This window comes from Dactylosporangium siamense (assembly GCF_016862795.1).
Lineage (GTDB): Bacteria > Actinomycetota > Actinomycetes > Mycobacteriales > Micromonosporaceae > Dactylosporangium > Dactylosporangium siamense.
The window spans coordinates 1-22676 of sequence record NZ_BONQ01000109.1; the positions used below are offsets into that span (position 1 = coordinate 1).

Genomic DNA, 22676 nt, shown 5'->3' on the forward strand with positions numbered 1-22676 from the left:
AAGCAGGTCGGCGGGCCGCATCTGGAGCGTCACCGCAAGCTCGAGCAGGTGCCCGTCCGGCGGCACGGCCACTCCTCGATGCGCACAGAGCCGCTCGAGCGGGCTTCCCGCGGTGTCGACAACGCGCGGCGGGACAGGCGCATGCACAACCCTAGACTTTAGAACGACAGCCCGGGTTCGTTGTGGAACGGGCCTTGGACGGGAGTTGCCGCCGATGAGTGATCCGGAAGCCATCTTCGACTGCCGGCCGAACCTCCTGGTCGACGATTTGCGGGTCAGCCTGGAGTTCTACCGCTCCTGCCTGGGCTTTCATGTCGGTTGGCACTGGTCTGACCGCCGGTCCCGGTTCCTCCAGGCCGGCGAGCTCGCCGAACCAGGCGAACCAGGGACCGCACTCGTCGGACGGGACCGGGCGCAGATCATGCTGACGCAGACCACGGGCGTCCATACCACCCGGCTGCACCTCGACGTTCACACATCGGCGCAGGTGGACCAGCTGTTCCAGGAATGGACAGAGCACGGGGCGGTGATTGCCGAGCCTCCCACGTGGCGTCCATGGGGAATGTACGAGATGCGCCTCCACGACCCGGACGGAAACGTCCTGCGTGTCAGCGCCCCCCGAACCGCCACGGACAGCTGACTCGCCGCTGGGCCCCTACATCGCCTGGTGTTCGTCGGGCAGACCCTCCGGATGGTGCAGCCACCAGCCCGGACCCCAGCGCAGCACCTTGCCGTAGAGCGTCAGGGTGAGGCCCGACTCGAAGTCCCCGGCCGGGCGGCGAACCGCACGCACCAGGGGATCGGCATCTCGTTGCCACTCGTAGCGTCCAGCCCCCGGCACGTACTCGTCGTGGTGCTCGGCGAAGCAGTCGATGAAGACCCAGCCGGACATGTCAGCTGGGGCGTAGCAGAGCACACGCTTCTCGATGATGAGGCTCGGCGATCCGAAGTCGGCCTCGACCTCGCTGCGGCGCACGTCGTGGCCGTCGAACCGCTCGCGGATGCCGCCGGTGAGGCGGTCCCACTCGCCTGCGTCGAGCAGCCGCTCGGCGGGAAGGTAGCCCAGCCGGTGGAACTGCTCGGCGAAGACCGAGGCGACCTCGGCCACGCAGTTTCGATCCTTCCCGAACAGGGCGAGGAAGGGTCCGACGACACCCAACTTGCCGTAACCGCGCAGCACCGCGCGGACATCGTCCAGGTCCTGATCGCGTTCGTCGAGGAAGCACAGGTCCTCGATCAGTCCGCGGGCCAGGACGTCGAAGACCGGCCCATCGGCGGCCCACATGCCTGGCCTGGTGATCATCCTCGGCAGGACGTCGAGCCATCGCTGCCGAAGGTCCGCCGCTGACCGCATCGATGCACGCTACCGGTCGCGCTCCGGTCGTCAGCCACCGGCCGGCATTGAGGAGCTCGTCAGGGCCCGGAAGGTGCCGGTCCCCCTGGCGACGACGGCGCGGATGCCGGCTGAGGCGAGGTCACCCCGGGCTTCCTGCCGCAGGTGCGCGTCGACGAGCAGCACCACGCCCGATGCGCCGGTGATGACCTCGTGCGCGGCGACCCGGTGCCACGCCGTGTGATCCGTGTAGCAGACCACGCGGGCCGCGGTGGCCAGCACGGCGCGGTTGAGCTCGGCGGTGCCCGCGTCGACGTTTGCCGGCCGGCCGTTCAGGTCGATCCCGTCGAACTCGACGAACCCGGTGTCGACGCGGAGCGAGTGCATCGTGCGTGCCGCCAGCGGGCCGGTCAGGCCCTGCGTGCCGGTGAAGACGCCGCCGGTGAGGATCAGGGTCTGGTCGTCGCGCTGGTGGGCCCGGAACGCCTGGGCGACCGGCAGGGAATACGTCACGACCGTCAGCTCCGGCACCGTCGTGAGATGCTCGGCGAGCAGCTCGGAGATCGGGCCGGCCGGCAGCGCGACCACGGTGCCGGGCGCCACCACGCACGCGGCGTCGGCGGCGACCGCGGCGCGGGCGGTCTGCTGCACCAGCACGGCGGAACGCAGCGGTTTGCGGCCACGGGCGGTGCCGGGGCGCCGCACGGCGCCGCCGTGCACCCGGGCCACCAGGCCTGACTCGTCGAGCATCGTCAGATCGCGGCGGATGGTGCCGGGCGAGACGCTGAAGAGGTCGGCCAGCTGCCGGAGCTGCGCGCCGCCGTCGCGGTCGACGATCTCGAGGATGGCGACCTGCCGTGCCGATGCCAGCATCGGTCCGTCCTTTCCCGTGCCGCTGCATGGCAACGTTGTCATGGCGACGCTGACGTTGTCCACCGATCCGGCGCGATTGTTGGTCTCGGCCTGCAAAGGATTGTTGTCCGGTCGAAAAGCGGGTGCCGCGGGCAGTAGAAGTCAGGTCAGCCGGTCCCCGGTGGGCGGCGGCTCGAGGCGCGCGGGATCAGGCGGGTCGGCAGGATGACCCAGCGGGCCGTGCCGGCATATCCGTCCAGGCGTTCCAGCAGCAGGCGGGCGGTCTGCCGGCCCATGTTCTCCGGGTCGTGGGTGACCACGGTGACGCCGAGGATGTCGCCCATGTCGAGCTCGTCGAAGCCGATCAGCGCCGGCGGCGCCGGAAGCCGGTGCAGGACCCGCAGGGCGCCGGTGGTGATCCGGTTGTTGGTCGTGAAGATGGCGGTGGGTGCGGGGTCCCGGCGCAGCAGATCCAAGACTGCCCGCTGCGCGGTGTCCACGTCGTGCGCGTCCTCGATCAGGTGCTCCCGCCAGTCGGCGATGCCGGCGGCGCGCAGGGTCGCGCCGAAGCTGGTGACGCGTTCCTGGTTCGTGCTGAGCCGGGACAGGTCACCGACGATGCCGATGCGGGTGTGGCCCAGCTCCAGCAGGTGCGCCGCCGCCTGGTGCGCGCCGCCGCGGTTGTCCAGCAGCACGGCGTCCGCGGACAGGCCGACGGGTGGGCGGTCGACGAAGACGAAGGGGATGCCGTGACGGTGCTCGGCGGCGAGGTGCTCGTGCGAGGGCAGGGTGGAGGCGACGACCAGGGCGCGGACCCGCCGTTCCAGCAGTGCGTCGGTGAGCCGCTGCTCGGAGCGGGTGTCCTCGTCGGTGTTGACGGTGACGAGCTGCAGGCCGCGGAAGCGCACCTCGCGCTCCAGCCCGCTGGCCAGCTTGGAGTAGAACGGGTTGCCGAGGTCGCCGCCGAGCATGCCGATCAGCGTCGAGGTGTTGCCGCCGAGGCGCAGCTCGCGAGCCATGCCGTTGGCGCGGTACCCCAGCTCGTCGGCGGCCTGCTGGACGCGCTGGCGGGTCTCGTGGGCGACGTAGCCCTCGCCGTTCAGCGCCCGGGACGCGGTCTTGATGGACACGCCGGCGCGCGCGGCGACCTCCACCAGACCGGGACGCCCGGGCCGGTGAGGGCCTGGAGCGTCCTCGGTCATGGCGCAGAGTATGCCAGCGCGCCGTCGGCCGCTCGCAGGGAGACATGCGATCATGCGCGGTCCCTCCAGGAAACAAACGGCCGACGGCAAGGCAACGAAGTCAGCCCTTGGTGGATCCGAGGGACAGCCCGGCGATGAACTGCTTCTGCAGCGCGACGTACACGATGAGGGTCGGGATCGCGGCGATCAGGGCGGCCGCGGCGATCATGTTCTGGTTGGCGACGAACTGTCCCTGCAGGTTGGCCAGGGCCGACGTGACGGGACGTTTGTCGCCGGTGGAGATGAGCGTGATGGCCCAGAAGAAGTCGTTGTAGATCCAGGTGGTGAGCAGCGTCGCGAGGGCCGCGAGCGCCGGCCGGCACAGCGGCAGGGTGAGCCGCCAGTAGCGGGTCCAGACACCGGCGCCGTCGACGATCGCCGCCTCGTCGAGCTCCGCGGGCAGCGTCTTCATGTAGTTGCTGAGGACGAAGACGCAGAAGCCGAGCTGGAAGGCGACGTTGATGACGATCAGGCCGAGGTACGAGTTGTACATCAGGCCGCTCTCGCTGAGCCAGTGCGGCAGCGGGATCGCGAGGTACAACCGGAACAGCGGCGTGATGATGACCTGCTGCGGCAGCAGGTTCCCGGCGGTGAACAGGATGAGCAGCGCGATGTTCCAGCGGAACCGCAGCCGGGACACCACGTAGGCGAACGACGACGCCAGGAACAGCGTCAGCAGGACCGCCGGGACGGTGATGTAGAGCGAGTTGAGGAAGAAGTGCCACATGTCGGACTGGGTCCACGCGGCGCGGAAGTTGTCGAGCGTGAGGCTGCGCGGCAGGGACACGTAGCCGTGCTCGTTGGTCTCCGCGATCGGCCGGAGCGCCACGTACAGGGCGAACACGACCGGGGTCAGCCACAGCACCAGCATCACGACCATGAACACCTGGGCCGCGGCGCTGCTGAGCCGGGAGGGCTTCATTTCGGAGACTCCTCACGCCGGAACGCCTGGTACAGGAAGATCGTGATCGGCACGAGCGAGATGGCGAGCAGGATGACGCCGAGGGTGGAGCCGAAGCCGATGCGTTGGGTCTCGCCGACGATGTTCTGGGTGACGGCGACGGACAGCAGTTCCAGACCTTTGAGCGGGTTGCCGCCGGAGGTGATGTACACCAGGTCGAAGGCGCGGAGCGACTCGATGACGGTGACGACCATGACGACGATGTTGATGGGTCGCATGGCGGGGAAGATGACCCGCCAGAAGGTCTGCCAGCCGGTGGCGCCGTCGATCTGGGCCGCCTCGCGCAGCGCCGGGTCGACGGCCTTGAGGCCGGCCAGGTACAGGATCATGACGTAGCCGGCCTGTCGCCACGAGGCCTCGACCAGCAACGCCCACAGGTTCAGCGAGGGGTCGCCGAGCCAGTCGATCAGGTTGTCGTCGGCGGTGCGGCCGATGACGGAGTTGATGAGGCCGTAGTTGGGGGAGTAGATGAGCTCCCAGATGATGCCGATGAGGGCCAGGGACAGCATCACCGGCAGGAAGAGCACGCTCTGGTAGATCCGTGAGCCGCGGATGCCGCGGTCGATGACCACGGCGAAGAGCATGCCCAGCGGGGTGGCGAAGCCGGCGAAGACCAGCAGCCAGATGATGTTGTGCTGGACGGCCGGCCAGAAGTCCGGGTAGGTGGTGAACGCCTGGCTGTAGTTGTCGACGCCGTTGAGGCAGCCGGGTTGCGGGATGCCGGGCACCGACGGCAGCGAGTCGCAGGACTTCAGCTGGACGCCGCCGACGCCGGTCCATTTCGTGAACGACAGCCCGACGGAGGCGAGGGCGGGCAGCCAGATGAACGCCGCGTCGATGATCAGTGGAACGCCGAGCATCGCCGCGACGACCAGGCCGTCGCGGCGATTGAAGCGACTGACGCTCACTTGGTGAAGATCGTCTTGGCCTGGTCCTCCGCGCTCTTCTGGATCGAGCTGACCGTCTCGGCGGTCGGGCTGTCCACGAAGGTCTGGATCGCCTTGATCATTGCGGTGGCCATGTCGGGCACGGTGTCGCGGTCCATGAACTGGGAGACGTTCTTGCACTTGGCGATCTCCGCGACGGACTTCTTCTGGATCTCGTTGTACGTCGGCGCGACGAGGCCGTTGGCGAGGCCGACGTCCCAGTGGTCGGTCTCCAGGAACTTGGTCTCGGCGGCCGCGGTGCCGATGTACTCCAGGACCGCCTTCGCCGCGGCCGTGTTCTTGCCCTTCTTCGGCAGCATGAACCCGTCGGTCGGGGCGTCCATGTAGTCCTGGCCGTAGGTCGGGTTGATCACGGGGTACGGGAAGAAGTCCAGGTCGGCCAGGTTCGCCGGGGCGTAGTTCGCGGCGACCTGGTTGGAGCCCTGGAACATCATCCCGGCCTGCTTGTTCTCCAGGGCCTTCGCGGCGTCCTGCCAGGTGCGGCCGTTGGCGCCGTTCTGCAGATACGGCATCAGCTCCCGCCACTTGTCGAAGACCGCGGTGACGCCGGGGTCGGTCCACGGCACCTCGTGCTTCATCAGCTTGATGTGGTAGTCGTAGCCGTTGACCCGCAGGTTGATGATGTCGAACGTGCCCAGCGCCGGCCAGCCGTCCTTCTCCGCGAACGCGATGGGGATCAGCCCGTCGGTCTTCATCTTCTTGCACAGGGCGATGAAGTCGTCCCAGGTCTTCGGCACCTGGTAGCCCTTCGCGGCGAAGACGCTCTTGTTGTAGAACACGACCCACGGGTAGTTGTACAGCGGCACCAGGTAGTACTTGCCGTCGATGCCCTTGGAGAGGCTCTTCGCGGCGTCGTTGAAGTTGCCGCCGATCTTCTCCCACACGTCGTCGATCGGGGTGAGCAGCCCCTGCGCGGCGAAGAACTGCAGCCGGTAGCCGGCGAACCAGGTCGCCAGCGAGTCCGGGGTGCCCTGCAGGTAGGTGCTGATGTTGTTCTGGAACGTGTTGTGGTCGACCGTGTTGACGGTGATCGGCACCTTGGTCGACGTCGTCGCGGCCGAGGTCAGGGCGGCGAACGCGGTCTTGGTGGCGTCGTCGGAGTAGTTGGAGCCGAACGTGATCGGGTCCGTCGCGGATCCGGTGTTGGCGGTCGGCTTTTCGCTGTCGTCGCCGCAGGCGGAGAGCAGGGCGGGGGCACCGAACAGGGCGGACGCCCCGGCGAGGCCCTTCAGCGCGGAGCGGCGGGACAGTCGCGGATCTGTCATGGGTATCTCCAGGTGGGAGGCGCGGAGGGGTGAGGTTGAAATCTTGAAACCACGTTTCAACACGAACCAACTAGGGCGCTCAAAAGTCACCACAGCCAATCGACAAGGTGTCGCAGTTGTCAAGAGCCAGTTTCGGAGAACTTTCGCCTGCACAAGCGACCTTGACAGCAACATGATCAAGATGTTCAATGGCTCAGAGTCGCGCATGTACCAACGTAATCAAACGACGAGTGTTGACAACGTTGACATCCGAACGCAGTCACAACGCTGCGACGTGCGCCGGCCCCACCCCGTCCGCAGGTTCCGCCAAACCCCGGAGGACGTTGATGCGCCACCGCAAACCTTTGTTGCTGCGGGCCGTGCTGGTCACGGCCATGATCGGCACCGCCATCACGATCGCCGCCGCCCCGGCGTCGGCCGCCACCACCTGGACCGTCACCGGGCCGTCCGCCGGTTCGCCGACCTCCGCCCAGGTCACCCTCAACGACAACGGGACATTGAGCTTCGCGGTGTCCAACCAGGGCAGCACCGTGCTGTCCCCGTCCCCGATCGGCATCGTGACCAGCGCCGCCGACCTCAGCAAGGGCCTGGCCTTCACCGCGCGCACCAACCGGACCGTCACCGAGGCGTACTCGATGACCACCGGCAAGCAGCGCAACCGCTCGACCACCTACAACGAGTCGACGCTGTCGTTCACCGGCACCGGTGGCGCCCGCCTCGACGTCGTCGTGCGCGCCTCGGACGGCGGCGCCGCCTACCGCTACGTGCTGCCCGGCACCGGCTCGGTGACCGTGCAGCGCGAGACGTCGTCGTGGTCCGTGCCGACCAACACCAACAGCTGGCTGCTCCCGTCGCACCGCGAGGACCAGGGCTACCCGCTGCAGGCGACCGCCGGCGCCGCGGCCACCGGCACCTTCCGCAACCCGGCGCTGTTCGACGTCGCCGGGAAGTTCGCGCTCGTCGCCGAGGCCGACCTCGACGGCCGGTACGCGGCGATGAGCCTGCAGCACCAGAACGGCTCCGGCACGTTCACCGCCCTGCTGGACAGCGGCTCGATCACCGCCAACCGGCCGCTCTCCACGCCGTGGCGCACCGCCGCGGTCGGCTCGCTGAGCGCGGTGACCACCTCGACGATCGTCGACGACCTGTCCGCGCCGTCGCGGGTCAGCAACACCTCGTGGGTCAAGCCCGACACCGTCACCTGGTCCTGGCTGACCGAGCACTCGAGCCCGTCGGACCAGAACCGGCAGCGGCAGTACATCGACTTCGCCGCGCGCAACGGCTGGGGTTACGTCCTCATCGACGAGGGCTGGCAGCAGAGCTGGGCGCCGAGCGTGGTCCAGTACGCCAGGGACCGCAACGTGCAGGTGATCCTGTGGTTCAACTCCAACCAGCTGTGGACCTCCGCGCAGCGTGAGCAGTGGCTGCCGCTGATCAAGGGCTGGGGCGTGGCCGGCGTCAAGGTCGACTTCTCCTTCGAGTTCACCCAGCCGACCCTGCAGTGGTACGACGCGATCCTCGCCCGCACCGCCGAGCTCCAACTGATGATCAATTTCCACGGCTCGGCCACCCCGCGCGGCATGCAGCGCACCTGGCCGCACGTCATGACCGCCGAGGCCGTGCACGGCGCCGAGCAGTTCCTCCGGGCCGAGAAGAACACGATCCTGCCCTTCACCCGCAACGCCATCAGCAGCATGGACTACACCCCGGTCATCTTCAGCCCGTACAACCGGGACACCACCCGGGCGCAGGAGCTGGCCACCTCGATCGTCTTCGAGTCCGGCTGGCAGCACCTCGGCGACAACCCGGAGAGCTACGAGTCGCAGCCCGAGGCGATGCGCATCCTCAACCAGATCCCGACGACCTGGGACGAGACCCGGCTGCTCGGTGGGCGCCCCGGCCAGGAGGCGTACTTCGCCCGCCGCAACGGCGGCAAGTGGTACGTCGCCGGCGTCACCAACCTGCCCGCGAAGACCTACACCACGCCGCTGAGCTTCCTCGGCTCCGGCCAGTGGCTGCTCGAGACCGTCCGGGACAACGGCGGCAACCTGCTGCGCGAGACCCGGACCGTCACCAACGCCGACACCCTGTCGGTGCCGCTGCTGGAGCGGGGCGGGTTCGCGTCCGTGGTGTGCCCGTACACCGCCGGCCTGACCACCTGCGGCGCGCCCCTGGTCGGCTCGCCCCTGCGCGGCGTGCAGTCCGGGCGCTGCGCCGACGTGCCCAACAACACCACGGTCAGCGGCACCCCGGTGGCGCTGTGGGACTGCAACGGCGGCGCCAACCAGCGCTGGAACGCGACCGCGTCGAAGCAGCTGCAGGTCTACGGCAACAAGTGCCTCGACGTCGCCGGCAACTCGACCGCGGACGGCGCGGCGGTGCAGATCTGGGACTGCAACGGCCAGACCAACCAGCAGTGGACGATCAACAGCAACGGCACGGTCGTCGGGACCGGCTCAGGCAAGTGCCTCGACGCTTTCGGCGGCGGTACGACCAACGGCACCAAACTGGTGATCTGGCCCTGCAACGGCGGCGCCAACCAGCAGTGGGCGCGTAGCTGATCGCTCATGATCCGGAAGACCTTGCGCACCCCTGGGTACCCAAGGTCTTCCGGATCACGGGTGGTTCAGGTGCGCAGCCAGGCGCGCAGGCGGTCCAGCAGGCCCTTGTGCGGGACCGGGGGCAGGGAACGCAGCAGCTCCGCGTCCGTCACCGGGCGGGCGGTCAGCACCGCCTGGCGCAGCAGCGCCTTGTCGACGCCGACGCCACCCATCGCGTAAAGATTCAGGTTGCCGCGGCGCACCACGTAACCGTAGGTGTCCTCATAGCGGCGGTACTGCAGGCCGTCGGTGTCCGGCGTGCAGGTCCCGAACCCGCCGCACGGCAGCTCCGAGAAGTCGACGTACACGTCGATCATCATGCTCTGCGGCGCCGCCGCCGGATCGGACGGCTGCAGCTGGACCCCGTGCGGGATGCCGATGGCGCGCGGCAGGTAGCCCGGGGACTCGGCGGTGAACAGCTGCTCTCCCGGGAAGCCCAGCGCGTCCAGCTCCGCCGCGGTCGCCGGGCGGACCTTCGCCGCCGCGGCCCGCAGGACCTTCTGGTCCACGTCGAGCGGGCCGGCGACCACGACGATCGACTGGCCGACGATAACCTCATACCCGTGGTGCACCACCCCGTGCCGGTAGATCCAGCCGTCGGGCTCGACCGTGCACTCGGCGATCTGGAGGACCGAGTCGCGGGCCGTCTCACCGCACGGTCCGGGATCCTTGTACGCGTACTCGCGGGCGTATTCGAGGATGTTGATCCAGCGCTGGGCCGGGACCGCCGCGGGGTCCACCGGCATGAACTGGCGGATGCCGACGTCGTCGCCGTACCTGGTGTCGAGCGGGCGGTAGCCGGGGATGCTGACCACGTAGAGCAGGTCGCGCTGCACCGGCGGGTCGGCGTGCGCGAGCCGCTCCGCCAGCTCCGACGGCCCGGACTGCGCGAACACGGTGAGTCCCGTCGCGGCCAGCGCGACCACGGCCCCGAGCGCCGTCAGGCGGGCCCGCCACCCTCGCAGCAGTACCCCCGCCACAACGACGACGACAGCACCGCCACCGGCCAGGACCAGCCCCGGACCGCCGGTCGACGCCAGCCCGAGCCCGCCGAGCGCGGCGGCGAACCCGGCGCCGAGCAGCACCCACGCCACCTTCCGGCCGGTCGCGCCGGCCAGCGGCGACCCGGCCGCCGTCATCCACACGGTCAGCCACAGCAGCGCGACGAGGACCGTCGGCAGCGCCAGCGCGCCGATCGCGGGCGTGGGCGCGCCGACGCGGGTGAGGCCGAGGACCAGCCCGACCCCGACCGCGCCGCACACCCCGATCGCGCCGAGGGCGAGGGCCGCGGGCCGCTTCGAGGCATCGACATCGCTCACGTGGCCAGCCTTCCGGCGCCCGGCGTGCGCGGGCAACCCGTCGTCGTACTCATCCGCTGTGAGTATCCGGCTCAGTATCGCGTGATGATCAAATCGAGTCCGGCGGCGGCCACGGCGCGGCAGTGCCCGGCGAACGCCCGCAACTGGGCGAGGACGTCGTCGAACGACTCGTCGCCGTGCGCCTTGTACACGCCGAGCTCGACCATCTCGGCGGCGGAGAACTCCCGGCGGGCCGCGTCGACGTCGAGGGCGTCGACGCGCCGCACCGCCACCTCCAGGAACGCCGCCGACGAGCACCGCCACGGGAAACCCTGCCCGCTGGTGGCGTGCCCGGCGAACACCTCGTCGCCGCCGATGATGCGGTACTCCGCGGAAGGCGCGCCGTGACCCGCCCGGTAGGCGGCCGGGTCCAGCAGGTACTCGGCCTGCTGGAAGGAACGGTCGCCGAAGTGCCCGACCCAGCCGGTGCCGGCCGGCACGACGGCGAGCAGCGCCCGGCTGATGTCCGGCAGCGGCTCGTCGCCCCACGCCGCCGCGAACGGCGGCTGGTCGCAGGCGGACTCCCACAGCTGCGGGTCGGCGCGGATCGCCCGCACCGGATCGGCGCCGAGCGGCACGGCGATGCTGTGCAGATCGATGCCCACGCCACAGCACACCATGTATCGCGGGCGTATCCAAAACCGCATACGCCCCGGCAACGGCCCGGCGGCTGCACTGCGGGCATGAACCACTCCGTTTCCCTGCGCCGCCTGTTCCTCGGTCTGGTGGTCCTCGGCCTCGCGTGTGCGGTGTACACCGTGCGGCAGCCGCTCATGATGTCCGCGCCGACCTGCCTGGCCGGGCGGTGGCACGGCTGCCTCGACACGGAGAACGGCGTGCTGCTCACGATGCTGGCCGGTCTGCCGCTGGCCGCGCTGATGGTGTGGACGCTGTCGCGCCGCCGTGGGACGACGTGGCGGCTGTCGCTGGCCGAGGTGGGCCTGGTCTACGGGACGCTGCCGCTGGTGTGGCTGACCCTGCTGCCGGGGCCGGGGGCCGGCGTCGTCCCGGGCAGGGTCAGCCTGGTCCCGCTGCGGGACGTGGTCACGATGGGGTCGATCGGCATCGGCGGCAACCTGCTGCTCTTCGCGGCGCTGGGCTGCTTCGCGCCGGTGCGGTTCGCGGCCCTCGCCTCCGTGCCACGCGTCCTGGCGCTCGGGGCGGCCTGCTCGGTCCTGGTCGAGACCGCGCAGTTCGTCCTCCGGCTGGACCGGGTGTCGTCGGTCGACGACGTCCTGCTCAACGCCGCCGGCGCCGCCCTCGCCGCGGCGGCGTCCCGCCCCTGGTGGCGCGGGCCCTGATCACACGGCGGTCGGCTGGTGCAGCAGTCGTTCGATCTCCGCCGCGGGCTGCGGGCGGGCGAAGTGATACCCCTGCGCCGTGCGGTATCCGAGCAGCGTCAGCTCGGTCGCCTGCGCCGCGTCCTCGATGCCCTCCGCGACCGTGTCCATCCGCAGGATCTGGCTGAGCCGGATCACCGCCTCGGCGACCGCGGCCCGCGCCGGGTCACCGTTGAGCTCGGCGACGAAACAGCGGTCAAGCTTCAGGATGTCCACCGGCAGCTGCGTCAGGTATCGCAGCGACGAATACCCGGTGCCGAAGTCGTCCAGGGCGACCCGCACCCCACGCGCCCGCAGCGCCTCGAGGTGGGGCACCGCGGACCGGTCGTCGACCAGCGCGCTCTCGGTGATCTCGACGACCAGGCCGTGCGGGTCGAAACCGGTGGCGTCCAGGATCTCCAGCACCGAGCCGGCCAGTTCGGGCCGCTCCAACTGCAGCGGCGACAGGTTGACGCTCAGGTGCAGCGACCGGTCCGCGGGCAGGTCCGCCTGCCACGCGCCGACCTGCCGGCACGCCTCCCGCAGCACCCACGCGCCGATGCCGTGGATGTCGCCGCTGCGCTCCGCCAGGGGGATGAACGCGTCCGGTCCGAGCAGCCCCCGGGTCGGGTGCTGCCAGCGCACGAGGGCCTCGACCGCGACGAGGTCACCGGTGAGCAGATCGACGATCGGCTGGTACAGCACCCGCAGCTGCCCCCGCTCCGCGGCCGCGGCCAGCTCCGCGGCGAACGTGTCGGAGCGGGCGTCGGCGACCTCGGGGGAGTAGCGCACCCAGTGCTGCGTCGGGTGCCGTTTCGCGGCGTACATCGCCAGGTCGGCACGGTGCAGCAGGTCGGCCGGGTCGCCGTCGGCGGGGTCCTCGGCGACCGCCACCCCGATGCTGGCCCGCAGCCGCACGGTGTGCCCGGACAGCACGAGCGGCTCGTGGCACGCGGCGAGGATCCGTTCGGCGACGTGGGTCGCGTCCTGCGCGCCGGACACCGACGGCAGCACAACGGCGAACTCGTCGCCGCCGAGGCGGGCCGGCACGTCGGTGTCGCGGACGCACCGGCGCAGCACGTCGGCGAACGCGACCAGCAGCTGGTCCCCGACCTCGTGCCCGTAGGTGTCGTTGACCTCCTTGAACCCGTCGAGGTCGATGAGCAGCACCGCGAGGGGCCGGCCGGTGCGCCGGTGCCGGTCGGCGGCGGCCGCGAGGTCGGTGCGCAGCTGCAGGCGGTTGGCGAGGCCGGTGAGGCTGTCGGTGACGACGAGCGTGTAGTTCTCCCGTGAGGCGAGGATCTGCCGGGCGGCCACGCCGAGCGTCATGAGCAGCGCACCCGCGACCAGCCCCAGCCACGGGTACAGCCCGGCCCGGGCCGCGGCGAGGATCAGCAGCCCGTATCCGCTGGCGAGGGCCACGTACGGCAGCCGGCTCTGGCCGCGCAGCTGCCGGGCCGCGGCGGTCGCGGTGCCGGCGGGCCGCTGGACCGAGGCGAGCAGGATGAGGAAGACCGGGCCCAGCAGCAGCGTCGGGATGACCGCGTCCGGGCCGACGTCGCGGATCGACATGTACAGGAACGCGGTGTCGACCGCCAGGTAACCCAGCGTCCCGGCCAGCAACAGCGTCAACGGCCGCCGCGCCGCGGCGACCGCACCGCGCAGCATCACCGTGCCGACGCCGACGAGGAGCACGACGTCGCCGACGCTGAACAGCACCGAACCGAGCCGCAGCGGGTCGAACAGGTGCCCGCCGGACAACGCCGGGCCCAGCACCAGGTACCACATCAGCATCAGGCCGGCGCCGAGCACCGTGGTGACGTCCATGACGAGCTTCCACCGGGCCCGCCGGTTCATCGGCTCGGCACCGAAGGACAGCAGCGCCGCGAGCAGGATCGGCACGATCGACGTGCGGGCCACGATCGCCACCACCATCGGCGGACCCCACGACTTGTCACCGGTGGTGAACACGATGGAGAACCCGATCCCGCCGGCGACGAGCATGGCGAGGGCCGCGGCGATCAGCCAGAACGGCCGGCGCTGCGCCCGGGTCAGCCCGCGCCGGGTCGCCGCCCGCACGTGGTAGCCGAGCGCGAGCAGCTCGAACCCGCACAGCTGCATCCCGGCGGCCGTGGTGTTGAACGGGTCACTCAGCCGCAAACCGACCAGCACGGCGAACACCACCCACGGCAACCACACCAGCCAGGTCCTCGTCACCCCCTGCACATCGGACCGGATGCGGTCATCCTGAGCCGGATCGATGACCGGGCGCGGGTGGGAAGTCGACGGTGATGTGCAGGCCACCGTCCGGGTGGGGGTGGGCGGTGAGCTGGGCGCGGTGGGCGTGGGCGATGGCGGCGACGATGGCCAGGCCCAGGCCGTGGCCGTCGGTGTGGTCGGTGCGGTCGGTGCCGAGGCGCTGGAACGGCTGGAACAGGCGGGCGACCTCGCCCGGCGGGACCGGGGCACCGGTGTTGCTGACAGTGAGCCGGCCGGGGGCCGTGGTCGAGACCTCGACGGTCCCGCCGGGGACGTTGTGCCGCAGCGCGTTGTCGATGAGGTTCGTGACGAGGCTCGCGGCCAGCCGCGGGTCGCCGGCGACGACGGCCGGGGCGAGCGAGGTGCGGACGTGGACGCCGCGACGCCCGGCCGCCGGTCCGTGGTCCAGGAAGATCCGGCGGGTGAGGTCGGCGAGGTCGACCCGTTCGGTGCGGTCGACGCCCTGGTAGCCGCCGGCGAGGGCGAGCAGCGCACCGATCAGGTGCTCCTGTTGCCGGCCGAGGACCAGCAGCTCCTGGCAGGTCTCCCGGAGGGTGCCGGCGGTGGCGTCGGGGTCGGTGAGGGTCAGCTCGAGCAGGGTCCGCTGCACGGTCAGGGGCGTGCGCAGCTCGTGGGAGGCGTTGGCGACGAACTGCCGCTGCGCGGTGAACGACTCGTGCAGCCGGCGCAGCAGCCCGTCGAGGGTGTCGGCGAGTTCGGCGAACTCCTGGTAGGCGGCCGGCACCCGCAGGCGGCGGTCCAGGTCGTCGGCGGACAGGCCGCGGGCGGAGAGGGTCAGCAGGTGCAGGGGGCGCAGTGCCCGTCCGGCGATCAGCCAGCCGAGCGCGGCCGACACGCCGGCGAGGACGACGAGCGCGATGGCGGAGTACCGCAGCAGCTCGCCGAGATTGCCGCCGGCGCCGTTCGCGCCGCCGGCGCCCTCCACCGGGGTGGTGTGGCCGGTGTCGAGCAACGGCAGCCCCACCATGGCCAGCAGCACCACGCCGCAGGCGAAGACGAGCGCGGCGTGCAGCAGCGCCAGCCGGGTCCGCAGCCGCGGGCGGGTCACGGCGCGCCGATCCGGTAGCCGCCGTCGCGGACGGTGTGGATGGCCGGTGGCTGGCCGAGCTTGGCGCGCAGCCGACCGATGGTGGTCTTCACCGTGGTGGTGAACGGGTCGGTCGCCTCGTCCCAGACCCGGTCGAGGAGCTCCTCGGCGGACACGACCCGGCCGCCGGCGGCGAGCAGGTGCGCCAGGACCGCGAACTCCTTCGGCGCGAGGTCGAGGCGCCGGCCGGCGCGCGACGCCACCCGGCGGTTCGGGTCCAGGGTCAGGTCGCCGTTGTCCAGCACCGGCGGCAGGGCCGGGGTGCTGCGGCGGCCCAGCGCCCGGACGCGGGCGACGAGCTCGGCGAAGTCGAACGGTTTGGGCAGGTAGTCGTCGGCGCCGAGGCCGAGGCCCTCGACCCGGTCGCGGACGGTGCCGGCGGCGGTCAGCATCAGCACGCGGCTGCCCGCCCCGCCGGCCACGATCCGCCGGCACACCTCGTCGCCGTGCACCCCGGGCAGGTCACGGTCGAGGACCACGACGTCGTAGCGGGTCGTCGCGACCTGCTCCAGCGCGGTGTGTCCGTCGAGGGCGGTGTCCACGGCCATCGCCTCGCGGCGCAGGCCGGCCGTGATCAGGGTGTTCAACGCCCGGTGATCCTCAACCACGAGCACTCTCATGCCGCCACCGTGCCAGGCGGCAGGTGACAGGACGGTGACAGCGCGACGCACCGGGCTGTCACCGCCGGCGGCGTAGAACACCGGACATGAGTGATGCACTGCTGCTGCGGTCGGAGTGGACCAAGTTCCGGTCGGTGCCGGGCTGGTGGCGCGGCGTCGCGGTCGCGGCCCTGATGATCGCGTTGTTCCCCGCCGTCGGGCTGGGCGGCGCGCCGCCCGACCAGACGTCGCAGGTCCCGACCGGCCCGGCCGGCACCCCCGTCAACACCGCCTACTACCTGGTGCACCGCGCCCTCTCCGGCGACGGCAGCATCACCGTCGCGGTCACCACCCTGACCTCCGAGCGCGGCTCGCCCTGGGCGAAGGCCGGGCTGATCATCAGCGCGGGACCGGAGCTGGGCGCCCGCTACGCCGCGATCATGATGACCGGTGCGCATGGGGTACGGATGCAGCACGACTACCTGTCCGACCGGGCCGGACCGGCCGGGGGCGGGGTGCGCTGGCTGCGGTTGACCCGCGAAGGTGAGGTGATCACCGGGGAGGCGTCCACGGACGGCAGCACGTGGAGCGTGCTGGACACGGTCCGGCTGCCGGGGCTGGCCGGCACGGTGCGGGCCGGCCTGTTCGTGGCGTGCCCACCCCGGGTGGAGGGGCTCGGCACGGCAGCCGACGTGGCCACCGCCGCGTTCGACCCGCCGCGGCTGACCGGCGACTGGTCCCCGGCCGACTGGACCGGCGAGCAGGTCGGGGCGCACACCGCCGGCTTCGCCGGGTACGCACCGGGCACTTCCGGCGGGCACACCCCGGCCGGTGACGGGTTCACCGTGACCGGTGCCGGCGACATCGGCCCGGCGACCCGCGCCGACGTCCCCATCGGCGCCGCCGCCGGCGACCTGCTCATCGGCACCTTCCCGGCGCTGGTCGTGCTCGTCGTCATCGGCACCCTGATGATCACCTCCGAGTTCCGGACCGGACTGATCCGCGGCACGCTCAGCGCCAGCCCGCGCCGGGGCAGGGTGCTCGCGGCGAAGGCCACGGTGCTTGCCGCCGTCACGTTCGCCGCCACCCTGGCCGCCGCGGTGCTCGCGGTGCCGGTGTGGCTGCGGCTGGTGCGCGGCCTCGGCGTCTACGTGTTCCCGGTGCCGTCCGGGGTCCTGCTGCGCGCCGAGGTCGGCACCGCCGCGGTCCTCGCCGTCACCGCCGTGTTCGCCCTGGGCGTCGGCACGATCGTGCGCCGCGGCGCGACCGCGGTCACCATCGTCGTCGCCGTGACCGTGCTGCCGTACCTGCTCGCGCTGACCCCGTTCACGCCGGCGCCGCTGGCGCTGTGGCTGACCCGGGTGACGCCCGCCGCCGCCTTCGCGGTGCAGCAGACCGTCACGCCGTACGCGCACGTCGACGGCGTCTACACGCCCGCGCTCGGCTACTACCCGCTGGCACCGTGGGCCGGGCTCGCGGTGCTGTGCGGCTACGCCGCGCTCACCCTTGCCGTCGCCGCCGTCCTGTTCCGGCGCAGGGACGCGTGACGGCCGCCGGTTCGGCGGTGCGCAGGCCGCCGGTTCAGGCGGTGCGCAGGCCGCCGGGTTCAGGCGGTGCGTACGCCGCCGGTTCAGGCGGTGCGCAGGCCGTCGATGAAGATGTCGACCAGGCGGCGGTTGTACTCGGGGCCCTCGCCCGGCACGGGCTGGCACAGCAGCCCGACCGCGTGCAGGACGTTGCGGGCGCTGACGTCGGTGCGGATCCCCTCGGCCGCCGCGGCCTCCAGGAGGGTGTCGAGGACGGGGCCCACGCGCTGGTAGACGTGCTGGGCCAGGGCCTCGTGGGCACCGTCGGCGGCGTGCAGGGCGGAGGCGAGGCCCACCTTGGTCGCGACCAGCTCGGCGTACCGTTGGATCCATAGCGCGAGCGCCATCGCCGGCGGGTTGGCGGCGCTCAGCAGCGGGCCCGACTCCGCGCAGGCCTCGATCTCGCGGCCCAGGACGGCGATGACGAGGTCCGAGCGCTGCGGAAAGTGCCGGTACAGCGTCCCGACCCCGACCCCGGCGAGGTCGGTGATCTCCTTCGCCGGCGCGTTCACCCCGGACCTGGCGAACACGGTCTTCGTCGCCTCGAGCAGCGCGTCGAGGTTGCGCTGCGCGTCGGCGCGTCGGGTCTCCTTCACAGGCGTCCTCCGCGTCCTTGCCGAAACGGAAAGACTTTCCGTATGGTTAACGGAAGAGCTTTCCGTTTAGCCGTCACGCTACAGCAGGAGGAATCCATGCGGTACCGCACACTGGGCCGGACCGGGATCAAGGTCAGCCCGTACGCGCTCGGCACGCTCATGTTCGCCACGTCCGTCGGCAACACCGACCCGGCCGACTCGGCCCGGGTCCTGCACAAGGCCCTCGACGCCGGCATCAACTTCATCGACACCGCCGACGCCTACGGCGACTCGGAGGAGGTCGTCGGCGCGGCCCTGAAGGGACGCCGCGACGATGTCGTGCTCGCGACCAAGTTCAGCCGGCCGATGGGCCAGGACCCCAACCAGCAGGGCGCCTCCCGGCGCTGGATCATGACCGCGGTCGAGCACTCGCTGCGCCGGCTGCAGACCGACTACATCGACCTGTACCAGATCCACCGCCCCGACCCGGACACCGACATCGAGGAGACCCTGTCCGCGCTCTCCGACCTCGTCCACAGCGGCAAGGTCCGGGCGATCGGCTCGTCGCAGACCCCGGCGTCCGAGATCGTCGAGGCGCAGTGGGTCGCGCAACGCCGCGGCCTGGAACGGTTCCGGACCGAGCAGCCGCCGTACTCCATCCTGAACCGCGGCATCGAACGCGAGGTGCTGCCGAACATCCAGCGCTACGGCATGGGCGCCGTCGTCTGGGGACCCCTCGGCCAGGGCCTGCTCACCGGCCGCGTCCGCAAGGGCGGGCCGAACGACCTGAGCCGCGCCCGCTTCTTCCGGCACCTCAACGATGAGCGCCGCCTCGACGTCGTCGAACAGCTCATCCCCGTGGCCGCCGAGGCCGGCCTGCCGATGACCCACCTGGCCATGGCGTTCACCATCGCCCACCCCGGCGTGACCAGCGCCCTGCTGGGCGCCCGCACCGAAGCGCAGCTCGACGACCTGCTCGGCGGCCTCAACGTCGCACTCGACGACGACGTCCTGGACCGCATCGACGAGATCGTCCCGCCGGGCACCGACGTCGGCACCCTCGACCAGGCCTACCTGCCCGCGCCGCTGCTCGACCCGGCCCTGCGCCGCCGCCCGGCCACCGACCGCTCCGCCGCCTGAATTCAGGCAGCGGCGAGCGGTGCTCAGGCGTTCAGCGAGTGGTGCTCAGGCGGACAGCCGCCGGGCGACCGCGGGGATGACGATCGCGGCGGCGACCAGGTGCGTCAGCATCAGCAGCGCCTTGGTGGAGGCAGCCGAGTCGGCGATGGCGTCCGGCACGAGCGACAGCACCGTCAGCGCCACGGCGACCCGGACGAAGGTGGCGCGCGGGCGCCGGGCGAAACGGCGCAGCAGCGCGGCGATGCCCAGACCAACGAGCGAGAAGACGGCGGTCAGCATGGCGAACCCGAGCACCGGGATGGGCGCGCCGGACATGTCGAGGCTGATCCCGGCCGCGTGCCCGGCGGCCGCGACGGCGGCGGTGGCGACGCTGGCCACGGCCGTGGCCGCGACACCGGCCAGCAGCAGCGAACGGGTCGCGGGCACCTGAACGGCGGTGGTGGTCATGATGTCCTCCGATGCGGTGTGGACCGGCCCTTGTTCCGGTCCCTCACCGCAAGGTCGAACGGACGTCCGCCGCAATCGACAGGCCCGGCGAGAAAATTCGGTTCGACACCGGGCTGGTGTTCGCCGGCCTGTTTATGATCCGGGTCGGCGGTAGGCTCGGTGATCGTGACCGTCGATGTGCAAGATCCGTCTTTGACCGCCCGGCCGGTAGCGCTCGTGACCGGGGTCGGTCGCTCGATCGGGATCGGCGCCGGGATCGCGCACCGGCTGGCGGCGTCCGGCTGGGACATCGCCTTCTCCTACTGGCACCCGTACGACGAGCGCATGACCTGGGGCCCCGAGGCCGGCGCGACCGAGTCCATCAGCGCCACGCTCGACGGGCGCAGCGCGGCGATCGAGGCGGACCTCGCCGACGCCGCCACCCCGGCCGCCGTGTTCGACGCGGCCGAAGAACGGCTGGGGCCGGTGACCGCGCTCATCATGTGCCACGCGGAGTCGGTCGACTCCGGCCTGCTGGACACCACCGTGGAGAGCTTCGACCGGCACTTCGCCGTCAACGCCCGGGCGTCCTGGCTGCTGATCCGCGAGTTCGGACGGCGCTTCCAGGGCCCGCACGGCGCCGGCCGGATCATCGCGCTGACCAGCGACCACACCGTCGGCAACCTGCCCTACGGGGCTAGCAAGGGCGCACTGGACCGCATCACCCTGGCCGCCGCGCACGAACTGGCACACCTCGGCGTCACGGCCAACGTCATCAACCCCGGCCCGATCGACACCGGCTGGATGGACGACGAGATCCGGACCGCCTGCCTGCGGCAGACCCCGCTCGGCCGGCTCGGCACCCCGCAGGACACCGCCGACCTCGTGGAGTTCCTGTGCTCACCGCGCGGCCTGTGGATCAACGGCCAGCTGCTGAAGAGCAACGGCGGCTCGGCCTGACGGGCAGGATCGGCTGATGCCACCCGCCCCGGAGCCCGACTGCTGGCTGCACGACGACGTGGTGGTGCGCCCGTCGCCGATCGCCGGCGAGGGTCTGTTCGCCCGGGCGCCGATCGCGGCGGGCACGGCCGTGTCGCGGCTCGGCGGCGAGCTCGTCACCTGGCCGCAGCTGCAGGAGCTGCTGCGCGAGGCCGCGACACGGCCGGGGCGGCCGTACGTCGACACGATCACGGTCACCGGCGCGCTGCACCTGGTCCTGCCGCCGGGCAACCGGAACGGCAAGGGCAATCACGGCTGCGACCCGAACCTGTGGTGGGTCGACGCCTACACCCTCGTCGCGCGCCGCGACATCCGGGCGGGCGAGGAGCTCACCAACGACTACGGGACCAGCACGGCCAGCCCGGACTTCGTCATGCCGTGCCGATGCGGCTCGCCGCTGTGCCGCGGCGAGGTGACCGGCAACGACTGGCGCCGGCCCGAGCTCCGGCACCGCTACGGCGGGCACTGGGTGCCGGCCCTGACCGCCCTGATCGACGAAGACTGATCAGCGGCCGAGCTCAGCGCTGGTGGTAGGTCCACATCTCGGCCATCAGGCCGTCGGTGAAGCGGACCAGCCAGACGAGCTGCCCGGGGGAGTCGCCCTGCGGTTGCCCGACCGAGCCCACCGCGGCGACGAGCTTCTCGTCGCCGAGGACGCTGTGCAGCTGGAACCGCAGACCCGGGCGGGCGGCCCGGATCGCCTGGACGGACTGCCGCACGCCCGCGGGTCCGGTGACCTCGGGGTGCGCGTGGTCGACCCAGTCAGGATGCAGGATCTGCTCGGCGACCGTGGTGTCGCCGGTGTTCCACATGTCGAAATACCGCGTGACGGCGCGGACCGGTTCGTCGGACATCGATGTTTCCCCGTTTCGGTGTTGGTACGGGTGCCGCGATCGCTGACGGCGCCCTCCAACGGGAAACGTAGCGGACCGTGGATGCCGGCATCACCCCACGGGGCGGACGCGGGCGATCTCGCGGGAGTCCGGCGAGGCCGGACAGCCGCGTCGCGTCATCGCAGGACCGCCTCGGCGACGACCAGGTCCTCCCACGCCATGCCGACGCTCTTGAACACCAACGGCCGGTCCGGGGCCGGCCGGACGCGGTCGGTGACGAGGTCACGCATCGGCACCAGGTCCGCGACCCGCAGCGCCCGCTCATCCACGGCCAGGCACACGTCGCCGGCCTCGCGCAGGGCGGTGGCCACCTCCTCGACCACGACGGTGCCGCGGGCGAGCAGCGCGCCAGGCAGCTCCCGGGCGTCCGGCTCGTGCGAGCCGACGGCGACGACGACGGCGGTGCCGGCGATCAGGTCGGCGTCGAACAGCGGCGTCCTCGCCGACGTCGCGCACACCACGACGTCGGCCCCGCGCAGCACGTCACCGATCCGCGGGTCGTCGACGGTGATCGTCGTGGCGCCGCCGATCGGGGCGGCCCGGGCCGGATCGCGGACCAGTTGCGTGACCGGGCCGAGCGGTCGGAACGGGGCTAGCGCCGCGGCGAGGGTGGCGACATGACCGTGCGCCTGGGGACCCGCGCCGAAGACCGCGACCGCCACCGGACCGGTGCCGGCGCGCAGCCGGGAGGCGACGGCCGCGACCGACACCGCGGGCGTGCGCAGCGTCGTGAGGGCGGTGCCGTCCAGCACGGCGACCAGGCCCAGCGTGGTCGCGTCGAAGACCAGGTACGACGCCTGCACCCGCGGCAGCCCGCGCCCGGGGTTGCCCGGCGCGACGGTGGCGACCTTGATGCCGGCGTGCGCGCCACCCTCGGACGGCATCAGCAGGAACTGACCGGAGCGCAACGGCACGGCCTGCCGGGGCGGGTCGGCGGCCGGGTCGAGCCCGCCCGCGAGCGCGGCGGTGACCGCCTCCACGGCGCGGGCCGGATCGCAGGCGGCACGGACCGCGGCGGCGTCCAGGAACCTCGGCGCGCTCATCGCCGCACCAACCCAGGCGTGACCGGGTGTGCACCGGCCCGGCGGGCGTGATCACTCGTCGAAACACGCAGCGGGTCCACCGGCCGATTCTCGCACCGGCTCGCGCCACGGACCGCCGGCTCGCGCCACGGACCGCGGGCGGGCGCCACGGACCGCGGGCGGGCGCCACGGA

The 22676-nt window shown here is 71.7% G+C and carries 22 protein-coding genes; 7 read left to right on the plus strand and 15 right to left on the minus strand.

Going from position 1 to position 22676, the window contains the following annotated elements:
• Positions 1-214: 214 nt before the first annotated feature.
• Positions 215-640 carry a VOC family protein gene (locus Dsi01nite_RS34485; protein ID WP_203850534.1) on the plus strand — a complete coding sequence of 142 codons (426 nt, stop codon included), beginning with the start codon at positions 215-217 and terminating at the stop codon, positions 638-640.
• A gap of 15 nt (positions 641-655) precedes the next feature.
• Here Dsi01nite_RS34485 and Dsi01nite_RS34490 read toward each other — a convergent pair whose 3' ends face one another.
• The 6 genes from Dsi01nite_RS34490 to Dsi01nite_RS34515 form a co-directional block, all read right to left on the minus strand.
• Positions 656-1354 (minus strand): hypothetical protein, encoded by a 699-nt coding sequence (locus Dsi01nite_RS34490; protein ID WP_203850535.1) that lies wholly within the window; start codon positions 1352-1354, stop codon positions 656-658.
• Positions 1355-1384: 30 nt separating this feature from the next.
• Positions 1385-2206 (minus strand): DeoR/GlpR family DNA-binding transcription regulator, encoded by an 822-nt coding sequence (locus Dsi01nite_RS34495; protein ID WP_203850536.1) that lies wholly within the window; start codon positions 2204-2206, stop codon positions 1385-1387.
• A 146-nt stretch (positions 2207-2352) separates the two neighbouring features.
• Positions 2353-3387, minus strand: a complete 1035-nt coding sequence (locus tag Dsi01nite_RS34500) for a LacI family DNA-binding transcriptional regulator (protein ID WP_203850537.1) — start codon at positions 3385-3387, stop codon at positions 2353-2355.
• Between the two features lie 100 nt (positions 3388-3487).
• Positions 3488-4348 carry a carbohydrate ABC transporter permease gene (locus Dsi01nite_RS34505; protein WP_203850538.1) on the minus strand — a complete coding sequence of 287 codons (861 nt, stop codon included), beginning with the start codon at positions 4346-4348 and terminating at the stop codon, positions 3488-3490.
• Positions 4345-5295: a carbohydrate ABC transporter permease gene (locus Dsi01nite_RS34510; RefSeq protein WP_239136385.1), complete on the minus strand. Its 951-nt coding sequence runs from the start codon at positions 5293-5295 to the stop codon at positions 4345-4347. Before Dsi01nite_RS34510 ends, Dsi01nite_RS34505 begins: the two co-directional genes overlap by 4 nt.
• Positions 5292-6599 carry an ABC transporter substrate-binding protein gene (locus tag Dsi01nite_RS34515; protein WP_203850539.1) on the minus strand — a complete coding sequence of 436 codons (1308 nt, stop codon included), beginning with the start codon at positions 6597-6599 and terminating at the stop codon, positions 5292-5294. Before Dsi01nite_RS34515 ends, Dsi01nite_RS34510 begins: the two co-directional genes overlap by 4 nt.
• Before the next feature lie 326 nt (positions 6600-6925).
• Between Dsi01nite_RS34515 and Dsi01nite_RS34520 the strand changes: the two genes are divergently transcribed.
• Positions 6926-9160: a glycoside hydrolase family 97 protein gene (locus Dsi01nite_RS34520; protein ID WP_203850540.1), complete on the plus strand. Its 2235-nt coding sequence runs from the start codon at positions 6926-6928 to the stop codon at positions 9158-9160.
• Between the two features lie 65 nt (positions 9161-9225).
• Here the strand turns inward: Dsi01nite_RS34520 and Dsi01nite_RS34525 are convergent, their stop codons facing one another.
• Both Dsi01nite_RS34525 and Dsi01nite_RS34530 read right to left on the minus strand, forming a co-directional pair.
• Positions 9226-10518, minus strand: coding sequence for a hypothetical protein (locus Dsi01nite_RS34525; RefSeq protein WP_203850541.1), 1293 nt, complete (start codon positions 10516-10518; stop codon positions 9226-9228).
• A 71-nt stretch (positions 10519-10589) separates the two neighbouring features.
• Positions 10590-11162, minus strand: coding sequence for a hypothetical protein (locus Dsi01nite_RS34530; RefSeq protein WP_203850542.1), 573 nt, complete (start codon positions 11160-11162; stop codon positions 10590-10592).
• 78 nt (positions 11163-11240) lie between these two features.
• Here Dsi01nite_RS34530 and Dsi01nite_RS34535 point away from each other — a divergent pair, with 78 nt between their 5' ends.
• Positions 11241-11858 carry a VanZ family protein gene (locus Dsi01nite_RS34535; RefSeq protein WP_203850543.1) on the plus strand — a complete coding sequence of 206 codons (618 nt, stop codon included), beginning with the start codon at positions 11241-11243 and terminating at the stop codon, positions 11856-11858.
• Here Dsi01nite_RS34535 and Dsi01nite_RS34540 read toward each other — a convergent pair whose 3' ends face one another.
• The 3 genes from Dsi01nite_RS34540 to Dsi01nite_RS34550 are packed head-to-tail and all read right to left on the minus strand — an operon-like array spanning position 11859 to position 15863.
• Positions 11859-14093 carry a putative bifunctional diguanylate cyclase/phosphodiesterase gene (locus tag Dsi01nite_RS34540; RefSeq protein ID WP_203850544.1) on the minus strand — a complete coding sequence of 745 codons (2235 nt, stop codon included), beginning with the start codon at positions 14091-14093 and terminating at the stop codon, positions 11859-11861.
• A 25-nt stretch (positions 14094-14118) separates the two neighbouring features.
• Complete coding sequence (locus Dsi01nite_RS34545; RefSeq protein WP_203850545.1) at positions 14119-15204, minus strand: sensor histidine kinase; 1086 nt, start codon at positions 15202-15204, stop codon at positions 14119-14121.
• Complete coding sequence (locus tag Dsi01nite_RS34550) at positions 15201-15863, minus strand: response regulator transcription factor (protein WP_203850546.1); 663 nt, start codon at positions 15861-15863, stop codon at positions 15201-15203. The genes Dsi01nite_RS34545 and Dsi01nite_RS34550 overlap by 4 nt, the downstream gene beginning before the upstream one ends.
• Before the next feature lie 86 nt (positions 15864-15949).
• Between Dsi01nite_RS34550 and Dsi01nite_RS34555 the strand changes: the two genes are divergently transcribed.
• Entirely contained in the window at positions 15950-17389 is a 1440-nt protein-coding gene (locus tag Dsi01nite_RS34555; protein WP_239136386.1) for a DUF1349 domain-containing protein, read from the plus strand.
• Positions 17390-17472: 83 nt separating this feature from the next.
• On the opposite strand, the gene Dsi01nite_RS34560 is transcribed toward Dsi01nite_RS34555, so the two are convergent.
• Positions 17473-18024: a TetR/AcrR family transcriptional regulator gene (locus tag Dsi01nite_RS34560; protein ID WP_203850547.1), complete on the minus strand. Its 552-nt coding sequence runs from the start codon at positions 18022-18024 to the stop codon at positions 17473-17475.
• A gap of 96 nt (positions 18025-18120) precedes the next feature.
• On the opposite strand from Dsi01nite_RS34560, the gene Dsi01nite_RS34565 reads away from it, so the two are divergent.
• Positions 18121-19143: an aldo/keto reductase gene (locus Dsi01nite_RS34565; protein ID WP_203850548.1), complete on the plus strand. Its 1023-nt coding sequence runs from the start codon at positions 18121-18123 to the stop codon at positions 19141-19143.
• A gap of 45 nt (positions 19144-19188) precedes the next feature.
• Here Dsi01nite_RS34565 and Dsi01nite_RS34570 read toward each other — a convergent pair whose 3' ends face one another.
• Positions 19189-19590, minus strand: a complete 402-nt coding sequence (locus tag Dsi01nite_RS34570) for a DUF6069 family protein (protein ID WP_203850549.1) — start codon at positions 19588-19590, stop codon at positions 19189-19191.
• A 165-nt stretch (positions 19591-19755) separates the two neighbouring features.
• Between Dsi01nite_RS34570 and Dsi01nite_RS34575 the strand changes: the two genes are divergently transcribed.
• Together Dsi01nite_RS34575 and Dsi01nite_RS34580 are read left to right on the plus strand one after the other, a co-directional pair.
• Complete coding sequence (locus Dsi01nite_RS34575; protein WP_239136387.1) at positions 19756-20529, plus strand: SDR family oxidoreductase; 774 nt, start codon at positions 19756-19758, stop codon at positions 20527-20529.
• Positions 20530-20545: 16 nt separating this feature from the next.
• A complete protein-coding gene (locus Dsi01nite_RS34580; RefSeq protein ID WP_203850550.1) occupies positions 20546-21073 on the plus strand; it encodes an SET domain-containing protein in 528 nt (175 codons plus the stop codon).
• Positions 21074-21086: 13 nt separating this feature from the next.
• Here the strand turns inward: Dsi01nite_RS34580 and Dsi01nite_RS34585 are convergent, their stop codons facing one another.
• Together Dsi01nite_RS34585 and Dsi01nite_RS34590 are read right to left on the minus strand one after the other, a co-directional pair.
• The gene (locus Dsi01nite_RS34585; protein WP_203850551.1) at positions 21087-21422 is read right to left on the minus strand and encodes a nuclear transport factor 2 family protein; all 336 of its coding nucleotides are present in this window, start codon (positions 21420-21422) and stop codon (positions 21087-21089) included.
• Between the two features lie 155 nt (positions 21423-21577).
• Positions 21578-22504, minus strand: coding sequence for an ornithine cyclodeaminase family protein (locus Dsi01nite_RS34590; RefSeq protein ID WP_203850552.1), 927 nt, complete (start codon positions 22502-22504; stop codon positions 21578-21580).
• Between the last annotated feature and the right edge of the window lie 172 nt (positions 22505-22676).

Bases quoted from the DNA above. Each gene is read 5' to 3' on its own strand.
- Dsi01nite_RS34520 (WP_203850540.1), top strand. From the start codon at position 6,926: ATGCGCCACCGCAAACCTTTGTTGCTGCGGGCCGTGCTGGTCACGGCC.
- Dsi01nite_RS34500 (WP_203850537.1), bottom strand. From the start codon at position 3,387: ATGACCGAGGACGCTCCAGGCCCTCACCGGCCCGGGCGTCCCGGTCTG.
- Dsi01nite_RS34550 (WP_203850546.1), bottom strand. From the start codon at position 15,863: ATGAGAGTGCTCGTGGTTGAGGATCACCGGGCGTTGAACACCCTGATC.
- Dsi01nite_RS34570 (WP_203850549.1), bottom strand. From the start codon at position 19,590: ATGACCACCACCGCCGTTCAGGTGCCCGCGACCCGTTCGCTGCTGCTG.
- Dsi01nite_RS34555 (WP_239136386.1), top strand. From the start codon at position 15,950: ATGAGTGATGCACTGCTGCTGCGGTCGGAGTGGACCAAGTTCCGGTCG.
- Dsi01nite_RS34535 (WP_203850543.1), top strand. From the start codon at position 11,241: ATGAACCACTCCGTTTCCCTGCGCCGCCTGTTCCTCGGTCTGGTGGTC.
- Dsi01nite_RS34590 (WP_203850552.1), bottom strand. From the start codon at position 22,504: ATGAGCGCGCCGAGGTTCCTGGACGCCGCCGCGGTCCGTGCCGCCTGC.
- Dsi01nite_RS34505 (WP_203850538.1), bottom strand. From the start codon at position 4,348: ATGAAGCCCTCCCGGCTCAGCAGCGCCGCGGCCCAGGTGTTCATGGTC.
- Dsi01nite_RS34585 (WP_203850551.1), bottom strand. From the start codon at position 21,422: ATGTCCGACGAACCGGTCCGCGCCGTCACGCGGTATTTCGACATGTGG.
- Dsi01nite_RS34515 (WP_203850539.1), bottom strand. From the start codon at position 6,599: ATGACAGATCCGCGACTGTCCCGCCGCTCCGCGCTGAAGGGCCTCGCC.
- Dsi01nite_RS34495 (WP_203850536.1), bottom strand. From the start codon at position 2,206: ATGCTGGCATCGGCACGGCAGGTCGCCATCCTCGAGATCGTCGACCGC.
- Dsi01nite_RS34490 (WP_203850535.1), bottom strand. From the start codon at position 1,354: ATGCGGTCAGCGGCGGACCTTCGGCAGCGATGGCTCGACGTCCTGCCG.
- Dsi01nite_RS34565 (WP_203850548.1), top strand. From the start codon at position 18,121: ATGCGGTACCGCACACTGGGCCGGACCGGGATCAAGGTCAGCCCGTAC.
- Dsi01nite_RS34485 (WP_203850534.1), top strand. From the start codon at position 215: ATGAGTGATCCGGAAGCCATCTTCGACTGCCGGCCGAACCTCCTGGTC.
- Dsi01nite_RS34580 (WP_203850550.1), top strand. From the start codon at position 20,546: ATGCCACCCGCCCCGGAGCCCGACTGCTGGCTGCACGACGACGTGGTG.